This window comes from Rhizobium sp. WSM1328, from assembly GCF_057653715.1.
The window spans coordinates 103992-126450 of the sequence record NZ_CM172788.1; the positions used below are offsets into that span (position 1 = coordinate 103992).

Here is a 22459-nt window from a genome sequence, read left to right on the forward strand (position 1 = left end):
GTCGCATTTTATAATCAATCGAATTTCAGACAGGTGGGATAGTCATGACTGCAAAGGCCGCATGCTCCGATTTCCTGCATTTTTTCCGCTCCTGGATCAGCAACCCGCTTCGGGTCGCGGCCATCGCGCCGTCGGGGGATTCGCTTGCCAGGATCATGACCAGTGAAATTGCCGCACTCGACGGTCCGATCATCGAACTCGGCCCGGGAACCGGCGTCTTCACCCGGGCGCTGCTGGCGCGCGGCGTCAGCGAAGCGGATCTGACCCTGATCGAGTACGGCCCGGAGTTCATCACCTCGCTGCAGGCACGGTTCCCGACGGCGCGCGTGTTGCAGATGGATGCCGCCCATCTCGCCCATGCCGATATTTTCGAGGGCGAACCGGTCGGCGCAGTCGTCAGCGGCCTGCCTCTGCTCTCCATGTCGCCCCGCAAGATCGCCTCGATCATGGCCGGCGCCTTCGCCTATATGCGCCCGGGCGGGGCCATTTATCAGTTTACCTATGGTCCGCGCTGCCCGGTGCCGCGGCCGATCCTCGATCGTCTCGGCCTGAAGGCGGTGCGCATCGGCGGCACGGTGCGCAACCTGCCGCCGGCCTCCGTCTACAGGATTTCACGCCGCAAGCCGCTGGAACTGTCGCGCGAGCGCATCAGCTATCGCCAGAGCGAGACTGAAATCGACGACGTCGCCGCCTTTTCCAACGAAACCGGCGGCTGAACGATGATGCCGGGCCGGAATGGCTGAGAACAAGCGGACGGAGACAACCGAAGGCAGGCGGGAACGCAAGCGGCGGCAGACGCGCGAGCGCATTGAGCATGCGGCGATGTCCCTCTTTCTGCAGCGCGGCTTTGAGGGCACGACGATCGAGGACATCACCGAGGCGGCCGATGTATCCAAGCGCAGTTTCTTCGATTATTTCCCCTCCAAGGAAGAGGTGGTTTTCGCCTGGCAGGATGCCTTCGCCGATCGCTTGATGGCGGCGGTCGCCGCAAGGCCGGCGGCAGAATCCTCGGTCGCCGCCGTCGAGGCGGCGATCACGGCAACCGTCATCGCTGCCGTCGACGAGCCTGGCCTGGCGCTTGGCGAACTCATCCATCGCACGCCGGCGCTGAAGGCCCGCGACCAGCTGAAATACGCCAGGCTCGAACAGAAGCTCGCCGAGGCGCTGCTGCTGCGCAAGGGAGGTGATCCGCTTGAGCGGCCCCGCATGCGCGTCCTTGCGGCCGTCGTCATCGGTGCGCTGCGCGTCGGGGCGGAACTCTGGCAGCAGCGCCCGCCGGGCGCCTCGCTTGAGGATTTCGCCCGGGAGATCTTCGCCGACCTCTGGAAGATGCTGGCGGAATTCGGCGACGAGGCGAAGACCAGGCTTTGACCCAGCCCGCCTGAGGATCACTGCGCTCGCCCGATGCGTCGGTTCGATGTCGATGTTTCCACTCATCCCTGTCATCGGGCCCTGTTATCGGGACTGGGCCGTCCTATATCTGCAAGCGTCGTAGCGGCCACATTCTGCTGATCCCGCGATAGGCGGATCATCACCATGCCGGGCATCGCTTTCGATCAGGGCAGACATTCGCGCTCGAAGGCATCTCCGAAAGCCTCGGCATTCGTGCCGCCGCTGTTTAACCGCCTCCGACCGTTCCACCGAATTTCAATGATTGATTGATAAGAGAGGAAAGACCATGTCCAATTACAACGCAGCAAAGTCAGGCACCTTCAAGATCGGCGGCAATATCGAGATCAATCGTCTCGGTTTCGGCGCCATGCGCGTCACCGGCAAGGGCATCTGGGGCGAGCCTTCCGATCATGCCGAATCCATCCGTACGCTGAAGCGCCTGCCGGAACTCGGCGTGAACTTTATCGATACGGCCGATTCCTACGGCCCCGATGTCTCCGAATGGCTGATCAAGGAAGCGCTGCATCCCTATGGCGGCAAGTCGGTCATCGCCACCAAGGGCGGCCTGACCCGCCACGGACCCGATATCTGGCTGCCTGTGGGACGTCCGGAATACCTGATCCAGCAGGCGCATAAGAGCCTGCGCAATCTCGGCGTCGAGCAGATCGATCTCTGGCAGCTGCACAGGATCGATCAGAAGGTGCCGGCCAAGGAACAGTTCGATGCGATCAAATCGCTGCTCGATACCGGCCTCATCCGCCATGCGGGTCTCAGCGAAGTGTCCGTTGCCGACATCGAGGCCGCCTCGAAGCACTTCAAGGTCGCGACCGTCCAGAACCGCTACAATCTCGTCGATCGCACCAGCGAGGACGTGCTCGATTATTGCACCAAGCACAATATCGGCTTCATCCCCTGGTACCCGCTCGCCGCGGGCGATCTCGCCAAGCCCGGCTCGCTGCTCGATACGATCGCCAAAAAGCACAATGCCGCACCCAGCCAGATCGCGCTCGCCTGGGTGCTGAAGCGCAGCCCGGTCATGCTGCCGATCCCCGGCACCTCCAAGGTCAAGCATCTTGAGGAAAACGTGGCGGCGGTTGATATCGCGCTGTCAGACGAGGAATTCTCCGCCCTCGACGCCGAGGGCAGCAAAGTCTTCAAGGCTGCTTGACGGGCAAACCGGCGAAAGATGTCTGTGCCGATGGCAGCCCCTCACCCTCACCCTCTCCCCGTAAAAACGGGGCGAGGGGACGTGCCCTGCGATGGTGCGATCGGTGGTGGGGAACGGAGAGGGTGCGGCATATCCCCTTCGCCCCGCGAGCGGGGAGAAGGTGCCGGCAGGCGGATGAGGGGCGAGTCTATCGGCGATCCGAGAGGGCCACAATTTTCGGCATAATTTTGACCATCTGGTCAAACATGCTGCAAAATGAGGCGGATACCTGTTATTTTGAGGGCAAGCTTTGCATCTAGCGCATTGCTGCATTGCGGTATTTTCGCTATTCCGAATCAAAAGAATTGGCTATTACTATCTTCGTAAGCAGCGCACTCCTCCTCCCAGTGCTCTTACATCGGACTGACAACACTCCTCCTCCCAGTTGTCAGTCAGGATCAAGAGCCCGGCGCACCTCCTCCCGCGTCGGGCTTTTTTCTTTTCCCCCCCAAATCTTCCGCCCTAAATCGAAATCGATCGGTTGCCGATCCGCGCAACGCCAGTCCTGCGTTTTCACGAGGGATTGCGCAAAACAAAGGCTTCCACCGCCCGCGGTTTGACTCGGCAAGCCTCGTCGGACTATTTGAACGGGCGCCGCCTGTCCGGTGCGTGAACCGATTGGAGTTTGGTCATGATCGGCAAAAGAGGCGGCTTGCCCGCGGCTCTGACAGGTCTTCTGATTGCAACGATGGCGCTCGCCGGCTGCGGCGGCAGGCCGGTCGGTGTCATGCAGGCGGCCGGCACCGCGGCCCCCGGCACCTCCAAGGTCGACCTGCTCGTCGCGACGACGCGCGCTGCCGACGACAATCCCGCCGTGCTTTTCTCCGGCGAACGCGGCACCGGGCTTGCCGTCAATGCCGTCGACGTCTCCATTCCGCCGGAAGCCAATCGCAAGGTCGGCCAGGTGCAATGGCCAAGCCGCCTGCCGGCCGATCCGCTGCGCGATTTCGTCACAGTTTCTGTCGATCCGCTGGAAGGCGAGCGGGCCGGCGAGACGTGGCTGAAGTCCCATATGCCGAAGAGCCGCCGCGTACTGGTCTTCGTCCACGGCTTCAACAATCGTTATGAGGATGCCGTCTACCGCTTCGCGCAGATCGTCCACGATTCGCATGCCGACGTTGCGCCCGTCGTCTTCACCTGGCCTTCGCGCGGCAGCATCTTCGATTATAATTACGACAAGGAAAGCACCAACTATTCCCGCGACGCGCTGGAGGAATTGTTGACCCGCACCGCCGCCAATCCCGCCGTTAGCGACGTCACCATCATGGCCCATTCGATGGGCACCTGGCTCACCGTCGAAGCGCTGCGGCAGATGGCGATCCGCAACGGTCATGTCGCCTCGAAGATCAACAATGTCATCCTCGCTTCGCCGGATCTCGATGTCGACGTTTTCGGCCGCCAGTTCGCCAGCCTCGGCAAGGAAAGGCCGCACTTCACCATCTTCGTCTCGCAGGACGATCGCGCTTTGGCGCTGTCGCGGCGCATCTCCGGCAATGTCGACCGGCTCGGCCAGATCGATCCTTCCGTCGAACCCTATCGCAGCAAGCTCGAAGCGGCCGGCATCACCGTGCTCGACCTCACCAAGCTCAAGGGCGGCGACCGGCTGAACCACGGCAAATTCGCCGAAAGCCCCGAAGTGGTGAAGCTGATCGGCGACCGGCTGATTGCCGGCCAGACGATCACCGATTCCAATGTCGGCCTCGGCGAGGCCGTCGGCGCCGTGGCGATGGGCGCTGCCCAGACCGCCGGAAGTGCCGTCAGCGTCGCCGTCAGCACGCCGATTGCGATCTTCGATCCGCGCACCCGGCGCAACTACGATGCCCAGCTGAAACGTCTCGGCCAGTCGATGAACAATACCGTCGGTTCGGTCGGCGACAGCGTCGGCGCCGGCCTGCCGGCAAGCCAGTAAAAATTCCACAGAGCAATTCCAGCAAAAGTGCACAGCGGTTTTGCGTTTCGGAATTGCGAAAAAAACAAAGAAATAGAGAATTTCCGTGATTCGGAAAAAACGGAAATTCTCTAGGCATCGCATCTTGATGTGATATATCAGATTCACGACGGCAATTTTGTCTGCCGTGCGATGGGTTGATGGCATGGCGGATGAGACGAAGAAGACGGTAGCGGTCGTCGGCGCAGGCGTGATCGGCGCTTCGATCGCTTTCGAGCTGCAGCGGCGCGGGTTTGATGTGACGCTGATCGACAAGGGCGAGCCGGGTCGCGGCACCTCTTTCGGCAATATGGCAAGCATCGCGCTCGATTTTGCCGCCGGTTCCGGCCCTTCGACCTGGAAGAAGATCCCCGGCTGGCTGCTCGATCCGGAAGGTCCCGTCTGGCTGCGGCCCTCCTATGCCGCCAGGATGCTGCCCTGGTTCCTGCGCTTCCTCGCTGCCGGCCGGCCCTCGCGCCTCCGAGAGATCGAGGATGCCGGCATGCGCCTGTCGAACCGGGCGCTCGGCGATTTCAGGCAGATGCTCCAGGCGATTGGCGCACCCGAGTTGATGACCGAGGAGGGTTGTCTCGCGATCTACGAGACCGAGGCGGAATTTGCCGCCGACCGTGGCCATCTCGCCATGATGCAGCGCTACGGCCTCGAATTCGAGGTTTTGAGCAACGGCGCCATCCAACATTACGAACCCACTTTGTCACCGGCGATCGCCAAAGCCGTACTGCTCCCCGACAACAAGTCGATCCGCGACCCCTACAAGCTGGTGGTCAAACTCGCCGATGCCGCAAAGGCTGCGGGCACGACCTTCGTCTCCGGCACTGTCAGGAATATCGAGCGCAGGGGCGATGGCACGGCCGTCGTTCTCCTCGAGGATGGCAGGCGGATCGAGGCCGGTTCGGTCGTGCTTGCCGCCGGCGTCCACACCCGTTTCCTCGCCGAAAAGCTCGGCGAGCCGATCCCGCTCGAAACTGAGCGCGGCTATCACACGCAGATCATGAAGCCCGGCATCGCGATGCGTTATTCGGTGATCTGGCCGCATCGCGCCTTCATGGTGACGCCGACGGCGGGCGGCATCCGGGTTGGCGGCAATGTCGAGCTCGCCGGCCTCGATGCCGCGCCCGATTTCCGCCGTCCGCGGGTGCTGGTGCGCCATGCCCAGCGCGCGCTGCCCGGCCTGAAGGTCGAGGAGACGACGGAATGGATGGGGCACCGTCCGGCGCTGCCCGATACGATCCCGATCATTTCGCCGTCGTCGAAACTGCCCGGCGTTTTTTATGCGACCGGCCACGGCCATCTCGGCCTGACCTTTTCGGCAACGACAGCGCTGGTGATCGCCGATATGGTGACCGGGCTCAAACCATCCCTCGATATGACCCCGTTCCGCATAGACCGTTATTAGGAGGCCCCGATGTCCGATACCGCCAAACCCGTAGCGCTGATCACCGGCGGCGGCCGCGGCATGGGCGAGGCGATCGCCCGCGAGCTCTCGGCCCAGGGCTATCGGCTGGCGCTGATGTCGCCTTCGGAAAGCTGCGAGAAGCTGGCGGCTGAACTTGGCGGCGTCGCTTCGCGCGGCGTGGCCGAAAAGGCCGAGGATCTCAAGGCGATCTTCGACCTGACGATGAAGACCTATGGCCGCATCGATGCCGTCGTCAACCTGAGCGGCCATCCGCCGAAGGGCGACCTGCTCGATATTTCAGACGAGAACTGGACGCTCGGTTCCGACATGATGATCCTGTCGCTGGTGCGCATGGCCCGCCTGGTCACACCGGTTATGCTGAAACAGGGCAAGGGCGCCTTCGTCAACATCACCACCTTCGCCGCCTACGAGCCGACGCTGGTCTTCCCGGTTTCCTGCACCTACCGCGCCGCTGCCGGCGCCTTCACCAAGCTCTATTCCGATCGTTATGCGGCCGATAATATCCGCATGAACTGCATCCTGCCGGGTTATATCGATAGTCTCAACCACAAGCCCGAGACCGCCGAGAAGGTGCCGATGAAGCGCATCGGCCATGTGGAGGAGATCGCCAAGACCGCGGCCTTCCTGCTCTCCGACGGCGCGGGTTATATCACCGGCCAGAATATCCGCGTCGATGGCGGCGTCACCCGTCACGTCTGATCTGGAGTTTTCGATATGAGATGGAAGCGCACGATCCAGCTGCTGGATGTCCACGCCGAAGGTGAGATCGGCCGCGTCGCGATCGGCGGCGTGCCGAAGATCCCCGGCGAGACCATCGCCGCCCAGCTGCATTGGCTGAACACCGATCCGAAGGGCGACGAACTGCGCCGCTTCCTTTGCCTGGAGCCGCGCGGCGCGCCGATCGGCTCGGTCAACCTGCTGCTGCCGGCACGGCACCCGGAGGCCGACGCCGCCTTCATCATCCTGCAGCCCGATCAGGCGCATGCGAGCTCCGGCTCGAACTCGATCTGCGTCACCACGGCACTGCTCGAATCCGGCATCGTCGAGATGAAGGAGCCGGAGACGATCGTGACGCTCGAAACCGCCGCCGGCCTCGTCAAGGCGACGGCAACCTGCCGAGACGGGCGCTGCGAGAAGGTCAAGCTCACCATGGTGCCCTCCTTCGTGCATGAGCTCGATGTCGCGATCGACACGCCGCATTGGGGAAGGATCAAGGCCGATATCAGCTATGGCGGCATCTTTTATGCGCTCGTCGATGTCGGCCAGATCGGTCTGACGATCGAGAAGGCCAATGCCGCCGGCCTCGTCCAGGCCGGCATGATCCTCAAGGAGCTGATCAACCGCGACATCAAGGTCGTCCATCCCGAGATCCCGGCGATCTCGGGCGTCGCCTATGTGATGTTCCGCGACACGGAAGCCGATGGCACGGTGCGCACCTGCACCACCATGTGGCCGGGCCGGGCCGACCGCTCGCCCTGCGGCACCGGCAATTCCGCCAATCTCGCCACCCTTTATGCCCGCGGCAAGGCCAAGGTCGGCGACACCTTCACCTCGAAGTCGATCATCGGCTCCGAATTCGAAGTCGGCCTCCAGGCGGTGACCGAGGTGGCCGGCCGCCCCGCCGTCATCCCCACCATCACCGGCCGCGGCTTCACCTTCGGCCTGACCCAGGTAGCACTCGACCCCTTTGACCCGCATCCGAACGGTTTTGCGCTGACGGATGTGTGGGGGCCATCGGCTGGGGAGATTTGACTGCGAGGAGCATGGTTCGCGCCGATGGTTGCCCCTCACCCTAACCCTCATATGCGCTAGGTTTAGCCCTGGACATAAGGAATCTGGTTGTGATTCAAGCTTTGGATGAAGATTCGTCCTGAGGTTTTGGATCATTGGCCGGAAGTGCGCGAGCGGCTTCCGGCGGGTTTTGACTTGGAAGCAACGGCGCGGTTGCGCGGTGCTTTTACGCGGGTGCGGGAAATCAAGAATGCCGAGACGCTGTTGCGGCTGGCACTTGCCTATGGCGGCCTTGGCATGTCGCTACGCGAGACCTGTGCATGGGCCGAAGCGGGCGGGATCGCCCGTTTGTCAGACCCATCGCTGCTCGAGCGGCTGTGCAAAGCGGCGCCTTGGCTTGGCGACATCGTGGCCGCGCTGATTGCCGAACAGGCCAAAGTGCCGACGGGGCGCTTTGCGGGATATCGCTTGCGTGTGCTCGATGGAACGTCGATCTGCCATCCGGGCGCTGACCGCACGACATGGCGGTTGCATGTCGGCTACGATCTGGCAACGGCTCAGGTCGATCAGCTTGAGTTGACCGACATCCATGGTGCCGAGAACCTTCAGCGCCTTACCTACGCACCCGGCGATATCGTGCTGGCCGATCGCTACTATGCAAGACCGCGCGACCTGCGGCCGGTGATCGACGCCGGTGCAGACTTCATCGTGCGGACCGGCTGGAACTCGTTGCGCCTGTTGCAGACGAATGGCGAGCCCTTTGATCTGTTTGCCGCACTCGCCGCTCAGCAAGAGCAGGAAGGCGAGGTGCAGGTTCGTGTCCACGAAGGCATGACGGGGACGCCGCCACCACCGCCGCTGGCCCTGCGCCTCATTGTCCGACGCAAGGATCCGCAACAGGCCCAAGCCGAGCAGGAGCGTCTGCTCAAAGCCGCCCGCAAGCACGGCAAAAAACCCGATCCGCGCAGTCTCGAGGCGGCGAAGTACATTCTGCTGCTGACCTCGCTGCCGGCCACCACCTTCCCGCCGGCCGATATCCTCACCCTCTATCGCTTCCGCTGGCAAATCGAGCTGGCGTTCAAACGGTTCAAGAGCCTGGCCGGCCTCGACAGCTTGCCGGCCAAGAAGCCGGAACTGGCCCGGGCATGGCTCTACGCCAGACTGATCGTCGCCATCATCGCCGAACAGATTGCCGGGCAAGTCCCGGACTCTCCCCCCTCTGGATGTGGCAACCCCACTGGCTAGCCCCCCATTGGCAAGCCCATCGCGCTGGCGTCTCATGAAGATCGCCCTGGCCACCATTTGCGCCGCCATCCGCGGACCACTTCTGTGGCAGGCCGTCTGTAATCTCGTCACGCGAAGTCGTCGCCACCTCTGTGAGCCGCCGCGACGACGCCGAAAACAATGCGACGATCTACACGCTCGCTTAACCTAGCGCATATGACCCTAACCCTCTCCCCGTAAAAACGGGGAGAGGGGACGTGCCATGCAAGAGGCCAATGGGGAACGGAAAGGTCGCGGCATATGCCCTTCTCCCCGCAGGCGGGGAGAAGGTGGCGGCAGCCGGATGAGGGGCAGCGGCACGCTCCAACGATCCTACGGAGCTTCCGCGACCGACTGCCTAAAGGTTACGCATGATCGGCGTAAGTCTGCCTGCGCTCAGAGTCCCCGGTTCGAGTGTCCCAACCCAGCATGGCCAACTCGGCGACTGCCTCCAGTTCGCCGCGGGTCGCGCCGTCGCGGGCCAGGATCGACATGCCGTTCTGAACGGTCTGGACGAAACGGGCGAGTGCATGGACGTCGGTCGAGACGGGAATTTCGCCCTCTGATATCGCCTGGTTCAGGCGCAGCTTCAGGCGGTCGAGCGTGACGGCGCGGGCGGCTCGCACGAGTTCGCCGAGTTCCACATGGCCCTCGCTGCCGACCGAAGAGAGCGCCACCATGCAGCCGCGGGGAATATCCACGACACAGCCGGTCAGGGCAGCGGCCGAATCCATCAGAAACGACCTCACCGCCTCACGGGCCGTGCCCGCGGAAAAGAAGCCTCCCCAGACGAGCGCCTCGTTGTTGTCGCGATAGTGGCGCAGCGCCTCGGCATAGAGCGCCTCTTTCGAGCCGAATGCCGCGTAAAGGCTCGGCGATCCGATCCCCATCGCCTCGGTGAGGTCGGCGATCGAGGTCGCCTCGAAGCCCTTGATCCAGAACAGGCGGGTCGCCTGCGCCAAGGCTGCTTCCCGATCGAACGCCCGCGGCCGTCCGCGCCCGCGGGTCGGGGTTTCATCGACGTTCGAGGTCTCATCCGATTTTTGCATCGATCATTATATAAACCCATTGACACCCCATCGCAACGTGCCTAGCTATTTATGTGTCTATCACTACAGAAAGAGAAGATCATGACAGAACTGGCTGGAAAGCGTGCCCTGGTCACAGGTGGCTCGCGTGGCATCGGTGCCGCCATCGCATTGGCGCTTGCCGACAAAGGCGCGGATGTCGCCATAACCTATGAGCGTTCGGCCGATCGCGCCGCCGAAGTCGTCCGAGCGATCGAGGGCAAGGGCCGCAAAGCGCTTGCCATCCAGGCCGACAGCGCCGATCCGGCGGCCGTGAAGCGCTCGGTCGACGAGGCCGCCCAGGCACTTGGCGGTCTCGACATTCTCGTCAACAATGCCGCAATCGCGCTTTACGGTGCGATCGCCGACGTCAGCGTCGAGCAGATCGATGCGCTGCTGGATGTCAATGTGCGGTCGCCTCTGCTCGCTTCGCAGGCCGCCATTCCCTATCTGCAGGCGGGAGGCCGCGTCATCACCATCGGCTCGGTCGGCGCCGAACGCATCGTCGGCGACACCGGCACGGTCTATTACATGACAAAATCCGCGCTCCACTCGTTTACCCGCGGCCTCGCGCGGGAACTCGGATCTCGCGATATCACCGTAAACCTCGTTCAGCCGGGTTCGACCGACACCGATATGAATCCCGCCGATGGCGACTTCGCCGATTTCCAGCGTGCCCTGATCCCACTTGGCCGTTATGGCGAGCCGGAAGATGTGGCGGCTGCTGTGGCTTTCCTCGCAAGCCCTGCTGCAAGGCACATCACCGGCACCATCCTCACAGTGGATGGCGGCTTGAACACCTGAATCGGGATCTGTTGCCTGCGTCGGCAAAAACGGGGGGTCGACAGATGTTGGTCCCTCTTTTCGTCCCGATGACCCCCTCACTCCAACCCGGACCCCGTTGAGGAGAAGAGAGAGCTAAGCCGCGGCACCCTCCAATATACCTCATCCTGAGGTGCGATCCGCAGGATCGCCTCGAAGGACACGCCGCAACGCCGCTCCTTGCATGATCCGGCGCCGCAATACCCGCCTCGTCCTTCGAGGCCCCTGCGGGGCACCTCAGGATGAGGCTCTCTTAAACGCCGCCGCTCCGGGCGCTGGCGAGGTGTCAGCGTCCGCACGATGCTTCGTTGGATGCGCCGCTTGACCCGAGGATGTCACGGAGGCGACGACGGCCGGCGTGCTTCTCTCTTAAGCTTTAAGATGATGTTTCGGAGAGCATGGACGGCCGGTCGGCCAGGTGGACAGCGCTTGTTCGACGACAGCCTCGAGCATCTCGCGGCTGAATCCGACACGCCGCGGCCCATCAACCGCGTTGCAAAATTCTAGTGCTGACGTGATCTGTGGCAAGCTCCGCGGCCGGGGCTGGCCTACCAAGCAGATATCCTTGGCCGATGTCGCAACCCAGATCCTGAAGCCGCTGAAGCTGGCTCTCTTCTTCGATACCCTCGGCGGTTATCGTCACGCCAAGTCCCGCACCGAGAGCGATGATGGCCTTGATCACCTTGTCCTGCTTATCATTGGTTTCGAATGAAGAGACGAAACTCCTGTCGATCTTGATCTTATCGAACCGGTAGTTGGATAGTTGTGAGAGGCTGGAATAACCTGTTCCAAAGTCGTCGAGAGCAATCCTGACGCCGGCGTTCACCAGATCGTCGAGGACGATTCGCGCAGTGACGGCGTCTTGGATGATGGCGCTCTCCGTCACCTCAAGCTCGACCCTGTGCGCCGGCAGACCGACATCGCCCAATATCTTGAGAATTCTAAGCCCCAGCAGTCGGTCGCTTAGTTGGATCGGAGAAAGGTTGAATGACAGGACGAGCTCATTTGGCCAGGAAAGCGCATCGGCGCAGGCGTGGCGAAGCAGCTGGTCTGTCAATTCGACGATCAGACCGGCTTCCTCTGCCACCGGAATGAATTCGTTCGGTGGGATGAATTCGCCGGAGGCCGTCTTCCAGCGTGCCAAGGCCTCGAAGCCGATAATCCTATTCGTTTTCAGGTCCACGAGCGGCTGATAGTAGGGAACGATCTCTGCCTTCTTGATGGCTGCTCTCAGATCAGCTTCCAGCCGGACCCGCTTCGCCAACTCGTCCTGCATCGAAGGCACGAAGGGCTTCACCAGATTGCGCCCCTGCTTTTTGGCGACATACATCGCACAGTCGGAATGTCGAATGACCTGACCGAGGTCATCGCCGTTCTCCGGAAAAAGCGCGAAGCCGACACTGGCGCCGAGGTCGACGGCGACACCATTGAATGTGAACGGCTTGCCGATCACGGTCACGATGCGGTTCCCCAACGCAACAAGATCGGGATTTCCAGTGCGCCGCGCCAGAACAACGAACTCGTCTCCCCCAAGGCGGAAAACGCGCTCACGGGGAAAGAGGGAAGAGAGCCGCTGAGCAACAGTCTTCAGCACCGCATCACCGTGATCATGCCCCAGGAGATCATTGACCTTCTTGAAGCCGTCGAGATCGATGCTGAACACGGCATAGGTCTCTTGTGCCCTCTGATCGCTCATCGCCTGCGCGCATATAGAATCCAGAAATCTGCGGTTAGGCAGTTCGGTCAGCGTGTCGTGACAGGCAATCCAGTCTACGTTCTTTTCGGCCTGCAGCCTGCGATGAACCTCCCTCGAAAGATCCCGGATCCTCAGCGCGGAATAGATGAGCCCGAGAAACCCGGAGATATTCAGGGCGAGGAGCGCGTGGTCCAGCGGATAGTCATGATGCTTCTCGATAAACTCATCCAGCCCTTCATGCCATTGGAAGAGCCAAGATAGGCAGAAGAGAAGCAGGAAGATCGCGAGCCAGGCAACGATCTCGATCTGCGGTCTGGTTGGTTGGCTGCGAGGCATATGAACAGGCTCCTGTTGTGTGAAGAGCCGTCATGGCCAGTTTGGTACGCTCGTATCACCGAATGCCGATGACGGATGGCGCAACTTCACGGCATCGGCGGTCCTACGCCGTGATCGAAGACCGCCTCAATTCATTCGGGCGGAATTAAGAGGGCCGGTATCGCAGTGGCTGATGAAGCCGCGCAGCACCGACAAATCCCAAAGATCGTCTATGCGCCTGGTAGGTTAATGGTGGATTGCCTTTGCGAAGGCACGGGAGTTTCGCTGCGCACAATGGATATCTTTGCCGCAAATTGGATGAGGATTCGGTTCCGGTCCATCGGTCGCTGCACACAGCCATTCTTTCGATCGGCTGAAGAATCCGCCGGAGGATCGGCGTCGAACCGACCGCCGTCAGACCCCGGATGGGTGCCGGGCGCATCCCGGAGCGATCAATCTGCCAGCATGGTATCCGCCAGGCTGTAGCAGTGGCTCGCCTGATAGGCGTTCCGACCTCGGTTCATGTGCGTCACATTGAAAGTCCGAATGGCGCGCAAGATGCGGCGCTCCGCGAGGAATTTGCGGATCGAGGCCGAGCCCCGCACAGTGATGCCGAAAATGTCCTCGCCGCGCGGAAAAAAATAACCGACGTCTTCGGGCGTCGTGACGCAGTCCTCGAGAAAAGGCTCGTCGACATCGCCCTGCGCGGGTGAATGGTCCGTAGTGAAATGCGAAAGATGCACGAGGAATCGTGCACGCAGGCCCTCGCCGTCGGCATAGAGCGTGAAAAGCTCCATCCAGCTCGCATTGACGCGGATGAGCGGCTTGTCTGAGGTCGAGGGCAGACAAGAAACCGACCAGTAGTGACGCTCGGTCTTGCGAGGGATGGGGATGCAGGTTTGCCCATATACCCTGAGAATTTCCAGAACGTCTTGCGCCTGCGGGCGACGAAGCAGCTTCTCGTACCGGGCGACGTATTTGAACCGCTGTTCCAGGGACTCCGAGCGCTCTTCGGCGTCGATCAAATCCGCCTCGCCTTCTACCCAATCGCGCTGCTGCTCAGGATCCAGAAACTTGCGCAGACCAGTGGTGCTGCGACGAGGGACCGTGCTCATGTCTGGTGCCATGTGAGACCCGTCTCCTCATCGCTTCACCGGCCTGATCCCGCACGTGTCCATAGAGCCGCGCGACGTCCGCTCCTGGTGGTGAGGCGCCGTTCGCAGCATTTGGCTTGCCGAGCGGTTTGCCGGCGCGGCGGACCAACGCAACCGCCGCACCATAACATCCATCGAACGAATGGCGAAAGACTGACCTTCAGCAGGACCGAAAGCCAAAGCTTACCGACGACCAAACCGCTGTGCACTTTTGCCGGAATTATTCTAATAGACGAACGGATCGACTCCGGCCGCGGCATGGGTGCCCGGCTCTTTCGGATAGATCACGCCCTTGCGCAGGATGATGTTCGCATAGAGCCTGGGCTCGCCAGTCTGGATCAACGCATGGGCGGTCTTCACCCTTCCGTAGAAATCCTGGCCGATCAGCGGCACCACCTGCCGGTGCGGCTCGTGGCGGGCGCAGCAGTCGATCATCTCCTCATGCACCGGGTCGAGCTTGTCGCGCTCGGCCTTGACGGTCGAGCGGAAGATCGCTTCCGCCACGAAGTCGTCGATCGGCAGCACGCTGAGCACGGCATTGAGGACCGGGATGAGGTGGTGGCCGTCGAGCCGGATCAGCCGGCGGGCATGTTCGACGCCCGGATAATTGCCGTCGACGATGGCGATCTCGTCGCCGTGACCCATGGCGCGAAGCGTCAAAAGCAGCTCCGGGCTCAGCAGCGGGTCAAGTCCTTTCAGCATGGTCTACCTCCTTGAAGAGTACGTTCTGGTCGGTGAGGTAACGCGCAAAGATCGGCAGGCTGGCGCCGCCGATGGCGCGCGCCTGCGCGCCGACCGCGCCCTCGATGATTTCGGGCATGACGACGCCCTGCAGGTCGAGCTTGGCGGCTTCGTCGATCGTGGCCTGCACCACCCGGCTGCGCACCCAATCGGGAAAGCCGCCGTCGATCACAGCCGCGCTGAAATCGACGATCGAGGCGGCGGCAACGATCGCCTGCGCCAGCGCCTTGGCGCTGTCCTGGATCCAGGCTTCCATCGGCTCGCCGAAATCCACCCAGCCGTCGGCCGAATACCAGAGCGGCTCGGGATCGATGCCGCGCTCGCGCAGCATGTTTTCGAGCACGAAGATCGAGGCGATTTCGAGCAGCTGCATCGTCTCGCCGTTCTTGCCGCGCACCGGCAGCGGCCCGATCGCGCCCGCCGTGCCGGTGCGGCCGGAAAAGATCGCCGAATTGAGCACGATGCCGCCGCCGATGAAGGAGCCGATGAAGAAATAGACGAAATCTGGGTAGGACGGTCCGACGCCGAAGACCAGTTCGGCGCCGCAGGCGCTGGTCGCATCGTTCTGCATGAAGACCGGATGGGAGACGCGGGCGGCGATGTCGGCCTGCAGGTCGACGTCGCGCCAGACCTCCATGGCGCCCGGCGGGGCGCCCACCTCTTCGGCCCAGTTCCAGAGCTCGAAAGGGGCGGCGATGCCGAGGCCGGCGATGCGGCTACGTTGCTTGTCGTCGAGCCGGTCTTCCAGCTCCCGGATGCCCGAGGTGACGAAGGCGAGGATTTCATCCGGCAGCGGATAGGCATAGGTCCGGTGCAGCTGCATGCGGATGCGGCCGACGAAATCCATCAGCACCAGATCGGCGCTGCGCCGGCCCATCTTCAGGCCGAAGGAATAGACGGCATCGGGATTGATATGCATCGGGATCGACGGCTGGCCGACACGGCCGCGCACCGGTTCCCCGCGCGACAGCAGCCCTTCCTTTTCCAGCACCCGCATGATGACGGAGACGGTCTGCGCCGACAGTCCGCTGCGACGCGCGATATCGGCCTTCGACAGCGTGCCGTAGAGACGCACCAGCGACAGCACGAGCCGTTCGTTATAGGCTCGCACCCTGACCTGGTTCGCACCTCCGGCCGGATTCAGAATTGGTGGCGGGACCGGCGTGTGTTCCGGTCCATCCAAGGTCGACATGGCCGCTCCTCCCGATCGTTGGCCTATGCCCGAATTCGATGGAGCATGCCACATCGAATTAATAATTCAATTGGATTTATTTATTGACAAGCCGATTTCTTTTCGCTCTTAATTGCCGTCGTCAAGGGCACGGGACCGCTGGGAGGCATTAGCGATCCACGGCGAAGTGTCATATCTTAAGCTTCCGGCCCCGCAGGGGCGGCGCCGGCAAACTCTGGGAGGAGTTCCATGAAGAAATCTGTTCTCGCTTTCGGCGCGCTCGCGCTTGGTGTCACCTTTTCCGCTCCTGTTATGGCGGCTGACGTTGCTGCCTGCCTCATCACCAAGACCGACACCAACCCCTTCTTCGTCAAGATGAAGGAAGGTGCGACGGCCAAGGCCAAGGAACTCGGCGTCTCGCTGAAGTCCTATGCCGGCAAGGTCGACGGTGACAGCGAAAGCCAGGTGGCCGCGATCGAAAGCTGCATTGCCGACGGCGCAAAGGGCATCCTGATTGCTGCTTCCGACACCAAGGGCATCGTGTCTTCGGTCAAGAAGGCCCGTGATGCCGGCCTGCTGGTCATCGCGCTCGACACGCCGCTCGAGCCGGCCGATGCCGCCGACGCCACCTTCGCCACCGACAACCTGCTCGCCGGCAAGCTGATCGGCCAGTGGGCCAAAGAAACGATGGGCGACAAGGCCAAGGATGCCAAGGTCGGCTTCCTCGACCTGACGCCGTCACAGCCGACGGTCGACGTTCTGCGCGACCAGGGCTTCATGATGGGCTTCGGCATCGATCCGAAGGACCCGAACAAGATCGGCGACGAGGACGATGCTCGTATCGTCGGTCATGACGTGACCAACGGCAATGAAGAAGGCGGCCGCAAGGCCATGGAAAACCTTCTGCAGAAGGATCCGAGCATCAACGTCATCCACACGATTAACGAGCCGGCCGCTGTCGGCGCCTATCAGGCGCTGAAGGCCGTCGGCATGGAAAAGAACGTGCTGATCGTCTCGGTCGACGGCGGTTGCCCGGGCGTGAAGTCGGTCAAGGAAGGCGTCATCGGCGCTACCTCGCAGCAATATCCGCTGATGATGGCAGCCCTTGGCGTCGAAGCGATCAAGAAGTTCGCCGACAGCGGTGAAAAGCCGAAGCCGACCGAAGGCAAGTCCTTCTACGACACCGGCGTCTCGCTCGTCACCGACAAGCCGGTTTCCGGCGTCAAGTCGATCGACACCAAGGAAGGCACGGACAAGTGCTGGGGCTGAGCCCTGATTGTTGAAAGCAGACCGGCCGGGGCTTGATCCCCGGCCGTTTTCGACGGACGATGTGCCGTCGCCTCACGAACCGGCTAATCAAAGACCGGATGGATATCGGTGACGGCCCCCGCGCGAGTTCGGCGCGCGGATGCGGAGGAGGAACCATGACCGGAACACAGGAATTCGAACGTGTCCTCGACGGCAGCGACAAGAGCGTTGCCTCCTTCGAGCACGAGAAAGTCTCGCTGATCAAGCGCGCGCAGCATTTTCTGCACTCGACGCCGGCCGCCGTGCCGCTGATCGTGCTGGTGCTGGCGATCGTCATCTTCGGGATCACCATCGGCGGACGGTTCTTCTCGTCCTATACGCTGACGCTCATCCTGCAGCAGATCGCCATCGTCGGTATTCTCGGCGCCGCCCAGACGCTGGTCATCCTGACCGCCGGCATCGATCTTTCGATCGGCGTCATCATGGTGATCTCGGCGGTCATCATGGGCAATGTCGCCATCACCTACGGCATACCGACGCCGATCGCGGTCGCAGCCGGCATGCTTGTCGGCGGCCTTTGCGGATTGCTGAACGGCTTCCTCGTCGCCTACATGAAGCTGCCGCCCTTCATCGTCACGCTCGGCACCTGGAACATCGTCATGGCGACGAATTTCATCTATTCCGCCAATGAGACGATCCGCGATACCGACGTCGACGAAAAGGCGCCGCTGCTGCATCTTTTCGCCGTGAGCTTCAAGCTCGGCAGCGCCGTGCTGACCCTCGGCGTCATCGCCATGGTGCTGCTCGTCCTGGTGCTCTGGTATGTCCTCAATCACACCGCCTGGGGCCGGCATGTCTATGCCGTCGGCGACGATCCGGAGGCAGCCAAGCTCTCGGGCATTCAGACCAAGAAGGTGCTGCTGACCGTTTACGCCATCTCGGGTGTCATTGCCGGCTTGGCCGCCTGGGTCTCGATCGGCCGCAACGGCTCGATCTCGCCGTCGTCGGCCGTCACCGATTTTAACCTCCAGGCGATCACCGCGACGGTGATCGGCGGCATCTCGCTGTTCGGCGGCCGCGGCTCCATTCTCGGCACGCTCTTCGGTGCGATGATCGTCGGCGTCGTGTCGATGGGCCTCAACATGCTCGGCGCCGACCCGCAATGGAAAGTCCTTTTGACAGGCGTGCTGATCATCGCCGCCGTCGCCATCGATCAGTGGATCAGAAAGGTTTCGGTGTAATCATGGCTCGCGAACCCCTTCTCACCGCCCGCGGTCTCGTCAAGCGTTATGGACGCGTGACCGCGCTCGACAATGCCGATTTCGACCTCTATCCGGGTGAAATCCTCGCCGTCATCGGCGATAACGGCGCCGGCAAATCCTCGCTCATCAAGGCAATATCGGGCGCGGTTACCCCGGACGAGGGGGTGATTACCCTCGAAGGCCGGCAGGTGCAGTTCCGCTCGCCGATGGAGGCGCGCGACGCCGGCATCGAGACCGTCTATCAGAATCTTGCTTTGTCGCCGGCGCTGTCGATCGCCGACAACATGTTCCTCGGCCGCGAGATCCGCAAACCGGGCGTGCTCGGCTCGATGTTCCGCATGCTCGACCGGCCGGCCATGGAAAAGCTGGCGCGCAACAAGCTGTCCGAACTCGGCCTGATGACCATCCAGAACATCAACCAGGCAGTGGAAACGCTCTCCGGCGGTCAGCGCCAGGGTGTTGCGGTCGCCCGTGCCGCCGCCTTCGGCTCGAAGGTCATCATCATGGATGAACCGACGGCCGCGCTTGGCGTCAAGGAAAGCCGCCGCGTGCTGGAGCTGATCCTCGACGTGCGCGCCCGCGGCCTGCCGATCGTGCTGATCTCCCACAACATGCCGCATGTCTTCGAGGTGGCCGACCGGATCCATATCCACCGTCTCGGCCGGCGGCTGACGGTGATCGATCCGAAGGAATACACCATGTCCGACGCCGTCGCCTTCATGACCGGCGCCAAGGCGGTGCCGACGGAGCCCGTCGCCGCATGAATGCACGCATCGATGAAATCGCCGGCGAGGTGCTTGACCGCGCCGGCCATTCCAAGCGTTTCCTGGTCGCCATCGCCGGACCGCCGGGTGCCGGCAAATCGACCATGGCCGACAATCTGGCGGAAGCGCTGAAGGCCAAGGGCGAAAGTGCCGAAGTCCTGCCGATGGATGGCTTCCACATGGACAACGCCATCCTGATCGAACGCGGCCTGCTGGCGCGCAAGGGGATTCCCGAGACCTTCGATGTCCGCGGTTTCCTCGATATCATCCGCGCCGTCAGGCTGGCCGATCAGGAGGTTCTGGTGCCGGTCTTCGACCGCTCGCGTGAACTCGCCATTGCGTCGGCTCGCCCCGTTTCCCCGGATCACCGCTTCATCATCGTCGAGGGCAATTATCTGCTCTTTTCGCTGGGCAAATGGGCCGAACTCGAAGGCGTCTTCGACTTTTCGATCATGCTGGCGCCGCCGATCGAGGTGCTCGAGGAGCGGCTCTGGGCGCGCTGGCGCGGTTACAACCTCACCGAGGAGGCCGCCAACGCCAAGGTCTACGGCAACGACCTGCCGAACGGCCGGCTGATCCTCGAAAACCGCCGCCCGGCCGATGTGACGCTGGAGATCGCGCTGGCGTAATACCGCGCGACACGCAGGAAAAAAGAGCTAAAGCGCGTCGCATGATTCAATTTCAATGCGGCGCGCTTTAGTGTTATCGAGACGGCAGACGCATCGCTTCGGAGGCCTGCCATGCAATCGATCACCATCCGCCGTCCTGATGACTGGCACCTGCATCTGCGCGACGGCGCCATGCTGGAGGGCGTGATCGCCGATACGAGCCGCACCTTCGCCCGCGCCATCATCATGCCCAATCTCGTGCCGCCGGTCGTCACGTCAGCTGACGCCAAGGCCTATCGCGAACGTATCCTCAAGGCCTTGCCTGATGGCCATCGCTTCCAGCCGCTGATGACGCTTTATCTGACCGAACATACCAGCCCCGATGACGTCGAGGAGGGGAAGAACAGCGGCCTCATCACCGCCGTCAAGCTTTATCCCGCCGGCGCCACGACCAATTCGCATGGCGGCGTCCGCGATATGGAAAAGGCGATGCCGGTGTTGGAGCGCATGGCAAAGATCGGCCTGCCGCTCTGCGTCCATGGCGAGGTGACGACGCCGGAGGTCGATATCTTCGATCGCGAGGCCGTCTTCATCGAAACCGTGCTCGATCCGCTGCGCCAGCGCCTGCCGGAGCTGAAGGTGACGATGGAGCATGTGACGACATCCGATGGCGTCGATTACATCAAGACGGCCAAGGGCAATCTCGCCGGTTCGATCACCACCCACCATCTGATCATCAACCGCAACGCCATCCTCGTCGGCGGCATCCGCCCGCACTATTACTGCCTGCCCGTCGCCAAGCGCGAAAACCACCGGCTGGCCTTGCGTGCGGCGGCCGTCAGCGGTGATGCCCGCTTCTTCCTCGGCACGGATTCCGCCCCGCATGTCGATCCGCTGAAGGAATGCGCCTGCGGCTGCGCCGGCATCTATACCTCGGTCAATACGATGAGCTGCCTCGCCCATGTCTTCGAGCAGGAGGGCGCTCTGGAGCGGCTCGAAGCCTTCGTGTCGCTGAACGGGCCGGCCTGGTACGGGCTTCAGCCGAACGAGGAGCGCATCACCCTGGCGAGGCAGGCCGACCCGGTCGTCTTTCCCGCGAGGATTGAAACCGGCGCCGGTCCCGTGACGGTGTTCGATCCGATGTTTCCCCTGCATTGGCAGGTGGTACAGCAGGCGTAAGCTTTCAGATTTCAATTTTAAATAGAATATTCATCTTAAACTTCGGCGCGACGTTAAACGCGTAACATTTGTATTGTGCGGTGCATCATTTGTTAACGGATGCATAAGACATTCCTCCTCGCGGACCCATAAGCTGCCATTCGAAGCGACAATAGCTGCGGAGACTGAAAAGCATGATGCTTGACTATAACTCCCTCCTGTTGGCGCTCGGCGTCTCCGCGGCCTGCCTTGCGGTGACGCTGATGGGCAGCTGGCTTGTCCGTCGCTCGGAAACCGTGCTGCTCACCGCCACCGTCGGCCTTGTCCTCGTCGTCAGCGGCATTTTCGTCTATAGCGCCTATGTCGATACGCCGGAGACATGGCTCGGCGTCGCCAATTTCGTGCTGTTTCATGCCGGTTTTGCCACCATCTGGGGGGCCGGCAAACAATTCCTCACCGGCCGGGTGTCTCTCCCCGCCATCGCGATCCGCGCGCTTGCGGCGATGGTCTTCTCCGTCGTGCCGATGCTGTCAGGCTATGACGGCCTGGCCTTCATCGCCGACAATCTTGCCATCGCCCTTTTGCTCTTTGCCACCGCCCGGCAATACTGGCTCGCCCGTGCCGAAGCACCGGCGCCGCTCCTCGGCATCACGGTGCTCTATACGTTGACGGCGATCTCCTTCGTTCTCTGCGCCGCGGTGCTGATTTCAGACGGCAAGCTGGTGCTCGGCAAAGCCCCCAGCAACTGGGCCGAAGATCTGAGCCTTGCCGTCTGCATCGCCGGCATGACCGGGATCGGCGCGCTGTCGCTGGCGCTGCATCAATGGCGGCTCGCTGCCCGCCATCGCCTCGATGCGATCACCGATCCGCTGACCGGCCTGCTCAACCGCCGCGCCCTCTTCGACCAATACGGCACGCGCCCGATGGGAACGACGACGGCCGTCATCGTCTTCGATATCGACCATTTCAAATCCGTCAACGATCGCTTCGGCCATGCCGCCGGCGACCGCGTGCTCAATGTCTTTTCCGGCGAACTTTCGGCGCATTGCCGCACCGGCGACACCGCTGCCCGGCTCGGCGGCGAGGAATTCGTGCTGGTGCTGAAGGAGATCATGCCCGGCCGGGCGGAACTGACGGCCGAGCGCATCCGCCGGGCGTTCGAGGCGCGCGAGATCCATATCGACGACGAGGTGCTGACATGCACGGTCAGCGTCGGCGTCGCCCCCGGCCGTTCGAAGAGCTTGGATTTCGACACCATGCTGAGTGCCGCCGACAAGGCGCTCTATGTCGCCAAGCGCGCCGGCCGCAACCGGGTCGAGCTTGCCAGCTACCTCAAGGCGGTTCCCGTCGAGGCAACACGCACCGCGTCTTGATTCCTGACCGACCCTCTCATATTATCGCCCTCGGCCGGATGCGGCCAGCCGCCCCGCGACGCTTCTGCGTTAAGGTGAATGTATCCAGACAACATCCTTCACATCCCTTGCCGTTTGGCGAT

General features: G+C 62.3%; 20 protein-coding genes. 15 read left to right on the forward strand and 5 right to left on the reverse strand.

What is annotated here, in order from left to right; genetic code table 11:
* Positions 1-44: 44 nt before the first annotated feature.
* From AC2444_RS00565 to AC2444_RS00600, 8 genes are all read left to right on the forward strand, one after another.
* On the forward strand, positions 45-716 hold the full coding sequence (locus tag AC2444_RS00565) for a class I SAM-dependent methyltransferase (protein WP_012755847.1): 672 nt from the start codon (positions 45-47) through the stop codon (positions 714-716).
* Between the two features lie 19 nt (positions 717-735).
* A complete protein-coding gene (locus AC2444_RS00570) occupies positions 736-1371 on the forward strand; it encodes a TetR family transcriptional regulator (RefSeq protein WP_012755848.1) in 636 nt (211 codons plus the stop codon).
* A gap of 307 nt (positions 1372-1678) precedes the next feature.
* Positions 1679-2560 (forward strand): aldo/keto reductase, encoded by an 882-nt coding sequence (locus AC2444_RS00575; RefSeq protein WP_017995906.1) that lies wholly within the window; start codon positions 1679-1681, stop codon positions 2558-2560.
* Positions 2561-3230: 670 nt separating this feature from the next.
* Positions 3231-4508, forward strand: a complete 1278-nt coding sequence (locus AC2444_RS00580; protein WP_012755850.1) for an alpha/beta hydrolase — start codon at positions 3231-3233, stop codon at positions 4506-4508.
* 184 nt (positions 4509-4692) lie between these two features.
* Positions 4693-5943 (forward strand): NAD(P)/FAD-dependent oxidoreductase, encoded by a 1251-nt coding sequence (locus tag AC2444_RS00585; RefSeq protein WP_012755851.1) that lies wholly within the window; start codon positions 4693-4695, stop codon positions 5941-5943.
* 9 nt (positions 5944-5952) lie between these two features.
* Positions 5953-6663, forward strand: a complete 711-nt coding sequence (locus tag AC2444_RS00590) for an SDR family oxidoreductase (protein ID WP_012755852.1) — start codon at positions 5953-5955, stop codon at positions 6661-6663.
* A 15-nt stretch (positions 6664-6678) separates the two neighbouring features.
* Positions 6679-7716: a 4-hydroxyproline epimerase gene (locus AC2444_RS00595; RefSeq protein WP_012755853.1), complete on the forward strand. Its 1038-nt coding sequence runs from the start codon at positions 6679-6681 to the stop codon at positions 7714-7716.
* A gap of 105 nt (positions 7717-7821) precedes the next feature.
* On the forward strand, positions 7822-8940 hold the full coding sequence (locus tag AC2444_RS00600) for an IS4 family transposase (protein ID WP_012755854.1): 1119 nt from the start codon (positions 7822-7824) through the stop codon (positions 8938-8940).
* 383 nt (positions 8941-9323) lie between these two features.
* Here the strand turns inward: AC2444_RS00600 and AC2444_RS00605 are convergent, their stop codons facing one another.
* Entirely contained in the window at positions 9324-10007 is a 684-nt protein-coding gene (locus tag AC2444_RS00605; protein ID WP_012755855.1) for a TetR/AcrR family transcriptional regulator, read from the reverse strand.
* An 81-nt stretch (positions 10008-10088) separates the two neighbouring features.
* On the opposite strand from AC2444_RS00605, the gene AC2444_RS00610 reads away from it, so the two are divergent.
* Complete coding sequence (locus tag AC2444_RS00610; protein WP_012755856.1) at positions 10089-10829, forward strand: SDR family NAD(P)-dependent oxidoreductase; 741 nt, start codon at positions 10089-10091, stop codon at positions 10827-10829.
* 502 nt (positions 10830-11331) lie between these two features.
* Here the strand turns inward: AC2444_RS00610 and AC2444_RS00615 are convergent.
* From AC2444_RS00615 to AC2444_RS00630, 4 genes are all read right to left on the reverse strand, one after another.
* Entirely contained in the window at positions 11332-12879 is a 1548-nt protein-coding gene (locus tag AC2444_RS00615; RefSeq protein WP_012755857.1) for a putative bifunctional diguanylate cyclase/phosphodiesterase, read from the reverse strand.
* A 431-nt stretch (positions 12880-13310) separates the two neighbouring features.
* On the reverse strand, positions 13311-13985 hold the full coding sequence (locus AC2444_RS00620; protein ID WP_012755858.1) for a hypothetical protein: 675 nt from the start codon (positions 13983-13985) through the stop codon (positions 13311-13313).
* A gap of 252 nt (positions 13986-14237) precedes the next feature.
* A complete protein-coding gene (locus tag AC2444_RS00625; RefSeq protein ID WP_012755859.1) occupies positions 14238-14714 on the reverse strand; it encodes an RbsD/FucU family protein in 477 nt (158 codons plus the stop codon).
* A complete protein-coding gene (locus AC2444_RS00630; RefSeq protein ID WP_012755860.1) occupies positions 14698-15945 on the reverse strand; it encodes an ROK family transcriptional regulator in 1248 nt (415 codons plus the stop codon). The genes AC2444_RS00625 and AC2444_RS00630 overlap by 17 nt, the downstream gene beginning before the upstream one ends.
* Before the next feature lie 228 nt (positions 15946-16173).
* Here AC2444_RS00630 and AC2444_RS00635 point away from each other — a divergent pair, with 228 nt between their 5' ends.
* From AC2444_RS00635 to AC2444_RS00660, 6 genes are all read left to right on the forward strand, one after another.
* Positions 16174-17193, forward strand: coding sequence for a sugar ABC transporter substrate-binding protein (locus AC2444_RS00635; protein WP_003556143.1), 1020 nt, complete (start codon positions 16174-16176; stop codon positions 17191-17193).
* 155 nt (positions 17194-17348) lie between these two features.
* Positions 17349-18413: an ABC transporter permease gene (locus AC2444_RS00640; RefSeq protein WP_012755861.1), complete on the forward strand. Its 1065-nt coding sequence runs from the start codon at positions 17349-17351 to the stop codon at positions 18411-18413.
* 2 nt (positions 18414-18415) lie between these two features.
* On the forward strand, positions 18416-19198 hold the full coding sequence (locus AC2444_RS00645; RefSeq protein WP_003556145.1) for an ATP-binding cassette domain-containing protein: 783 nt from the start codon (positions 18416-18418) through the stop codon (positions 19196-19198).
* Positions 19195-19827 carry a nucleoside triphosphate hydrolase gene (locus AC2444_RS00650; RefSeq protein WP_012755862.1) on the forward strand — a complete coding sequence of 211 codons (633 nt, stop codon included), beginning with the start codon at positions 19195-19197 and terminating at the stop codon, positions 19825-19827. Before AC2444_RS00645 ends, AC2444_RS00650 begins: the two co-directional genes overlap by 4 nt.
* A 111-nt stretch (positions 19828-19938) precedes the next feature.
* Entirely contained in the window at positions 19939-20985 is a 1047-nt protein-coding gene (pyrC, locus tag AC2444_RS00655; protein ID WP_012755863.1) for a dihydroorotase, read from the forward strand.
* Positions 20986-21158: 173 nt separating this feature from the next.
* A complete protein-coding gene (locus tag AC2444_RS00660; RefSeq protein WP_012755864.1) occupies positions 21159-22337 on the forward strand; it encodes a GGDEF domain-containing protein in 1179 nt (392 codons plus the stop codon).
* Positions 22338-22459 lie beyond the last annotated feature (122 nt).

Excerpts from the sequence above, each read along its gene's own strand:
- AC2444_RS00635 (WP_003556143.1), top strand. The coding sequence starts at position 16,174 with ATGAAGAAATCTGTTCTCGCTTTCGGCGCGCTCGCGCTTGGTGTCACC.
- AC2444_RS00590 (WP_012755852.1), top strand. The coding sequence starts at position 5,953 with ATGTCCGATACCGCCAAACCCGTAGCGCTGATCACCGGCGGCGGCCGC.
- AC2444_RS00625 (WP_012755859.1), bottom strand. The coding sequence starts at position 14,714 with ATGCTGAAAGGACTTGACCCGCTGCTGAGCCCGGAGCTGCTTTTGACG.
- AC2444_RS00585 (WP_012755851.1), top strand. The coding sequence starts at position 4,693 with ATGGCGGATGAGACGAAGAAGACGGTAGCGGTCGTCGGCGCAGGCGTG.
- AC2444_RS00650 (WP_012755862.1), top strand. The coding sequence starts at position 19,195 with ATGAATGCACGCATCGATGAAATCGCCGGCGAGGTGCTTGACCGCGCC.
- AC2444_RS00600 (WP_012755854.1), top strand. The coding sequence starts at position 7,822 with ATGAAGATTCGTCCTGAGGTTTTGGATCATTGGCCGGAAGTGCGCGAG.
- AC2444_RS00580 (WP_012755850.1), top strand. The coding sequence starts at position 3,231 with ATGATCGGCAAAAGAGGCGGCTTGCCCGCGGCTCTGACAGGTCTTCTG.
- AC2444_RS00565 (WP_012755847.1), top strand. The coding sequence starts at position 45 with ATGACTGCAAAGGCCGCATGCTCCGATTTCCTGCATTTTTTCCGCTCC.
- AC2444_RS00630 (WP_012755860.1), bottom strand. The coding sequence starts at position 15,945 with ATGTCGACCTTGGATGGACCGGAACACACGCCGGTCCCGCCACCAATT.
- AC2444_RS00615 (WP_012755857.1), bottom strand. The coding sequence starts at position 12,879 with ATGCCTCGCAGCCAACCAACCAGACCGCAGATCGAGATCGTTGCCTGG.
- AC2444_RS00620 (WP_012755858.1), bottom strand. The coding sequence starts at position 13,985 with ATGGCACCAGACATGAGCACGGTCCCTCGTCGCAGCACCACTGGTCTG.
- pyrC (WP_012755863.1), top strand. The coding sequence starts at position 19,939 with ATGCAATCGATCACCATCCGCCGTCCTGATGACTGGCACCTGCATCTG.
- AC2444_RS00605 (WP_012755855.1), bottom strand. The coding sequence starts at position 10,007 with ATGCAAAAATCGGATGAGACCTCGAACGTCGATGAAACCCCGACCCGC.
- AC2444_RS00640 (WP_012755861.1), top strand. The coding sequence starts at position 17,349 with ATGACCGGAACACAGGAATTCGAACGTGTCCTCGACGGCAGCGACAAG.
- AC2444_RS00595 (WP_012755853.1), top strand. The coding sequence starts at position 6,679 with ATGAGATGGAAGCGCACGATCCAGCTGCTGGATGTCCACGCCGAAGGT.
- AC2444_RS00645 (WP_003556145.1), top strand. The coding sequence starts at position 18,416 with ATGGCTCGCGAACCCCTTCTCACCGCCCGCGGTCTCGTCAAGCGTTAT.
- AC2444_RS00610 (WP_012755856.1), top strand. The coding sequence starts at position 10,089 with ATGACAGAACTGGCTGGAAAGCGTGCCCTGGTCACAGGTGGCTCGCGT.
- AC2444_RS00570 (WP_012755848.1), top strand. The coding sequence starts at position 736 with ATGGCTGAGAACAAGCGGACGGAGACAACCGAAGGCAGGCGGGAACGC.
- AC2444_RS00575 (WP_017995906.1), top strand. The coding sequence starts at position 1,679 with ATGTCCAATTACAACGCAGCAAAGTCAGGCACCTTCAAGATCGGCGGC.
- AC2444_RS00660 (WP_012755864.1), top strand. The coding sequence starts at position 21,159 with ATGATGCTTGACTATAACTCCCTCCTGTTGGCGCTCGGCGTCTCCGCG.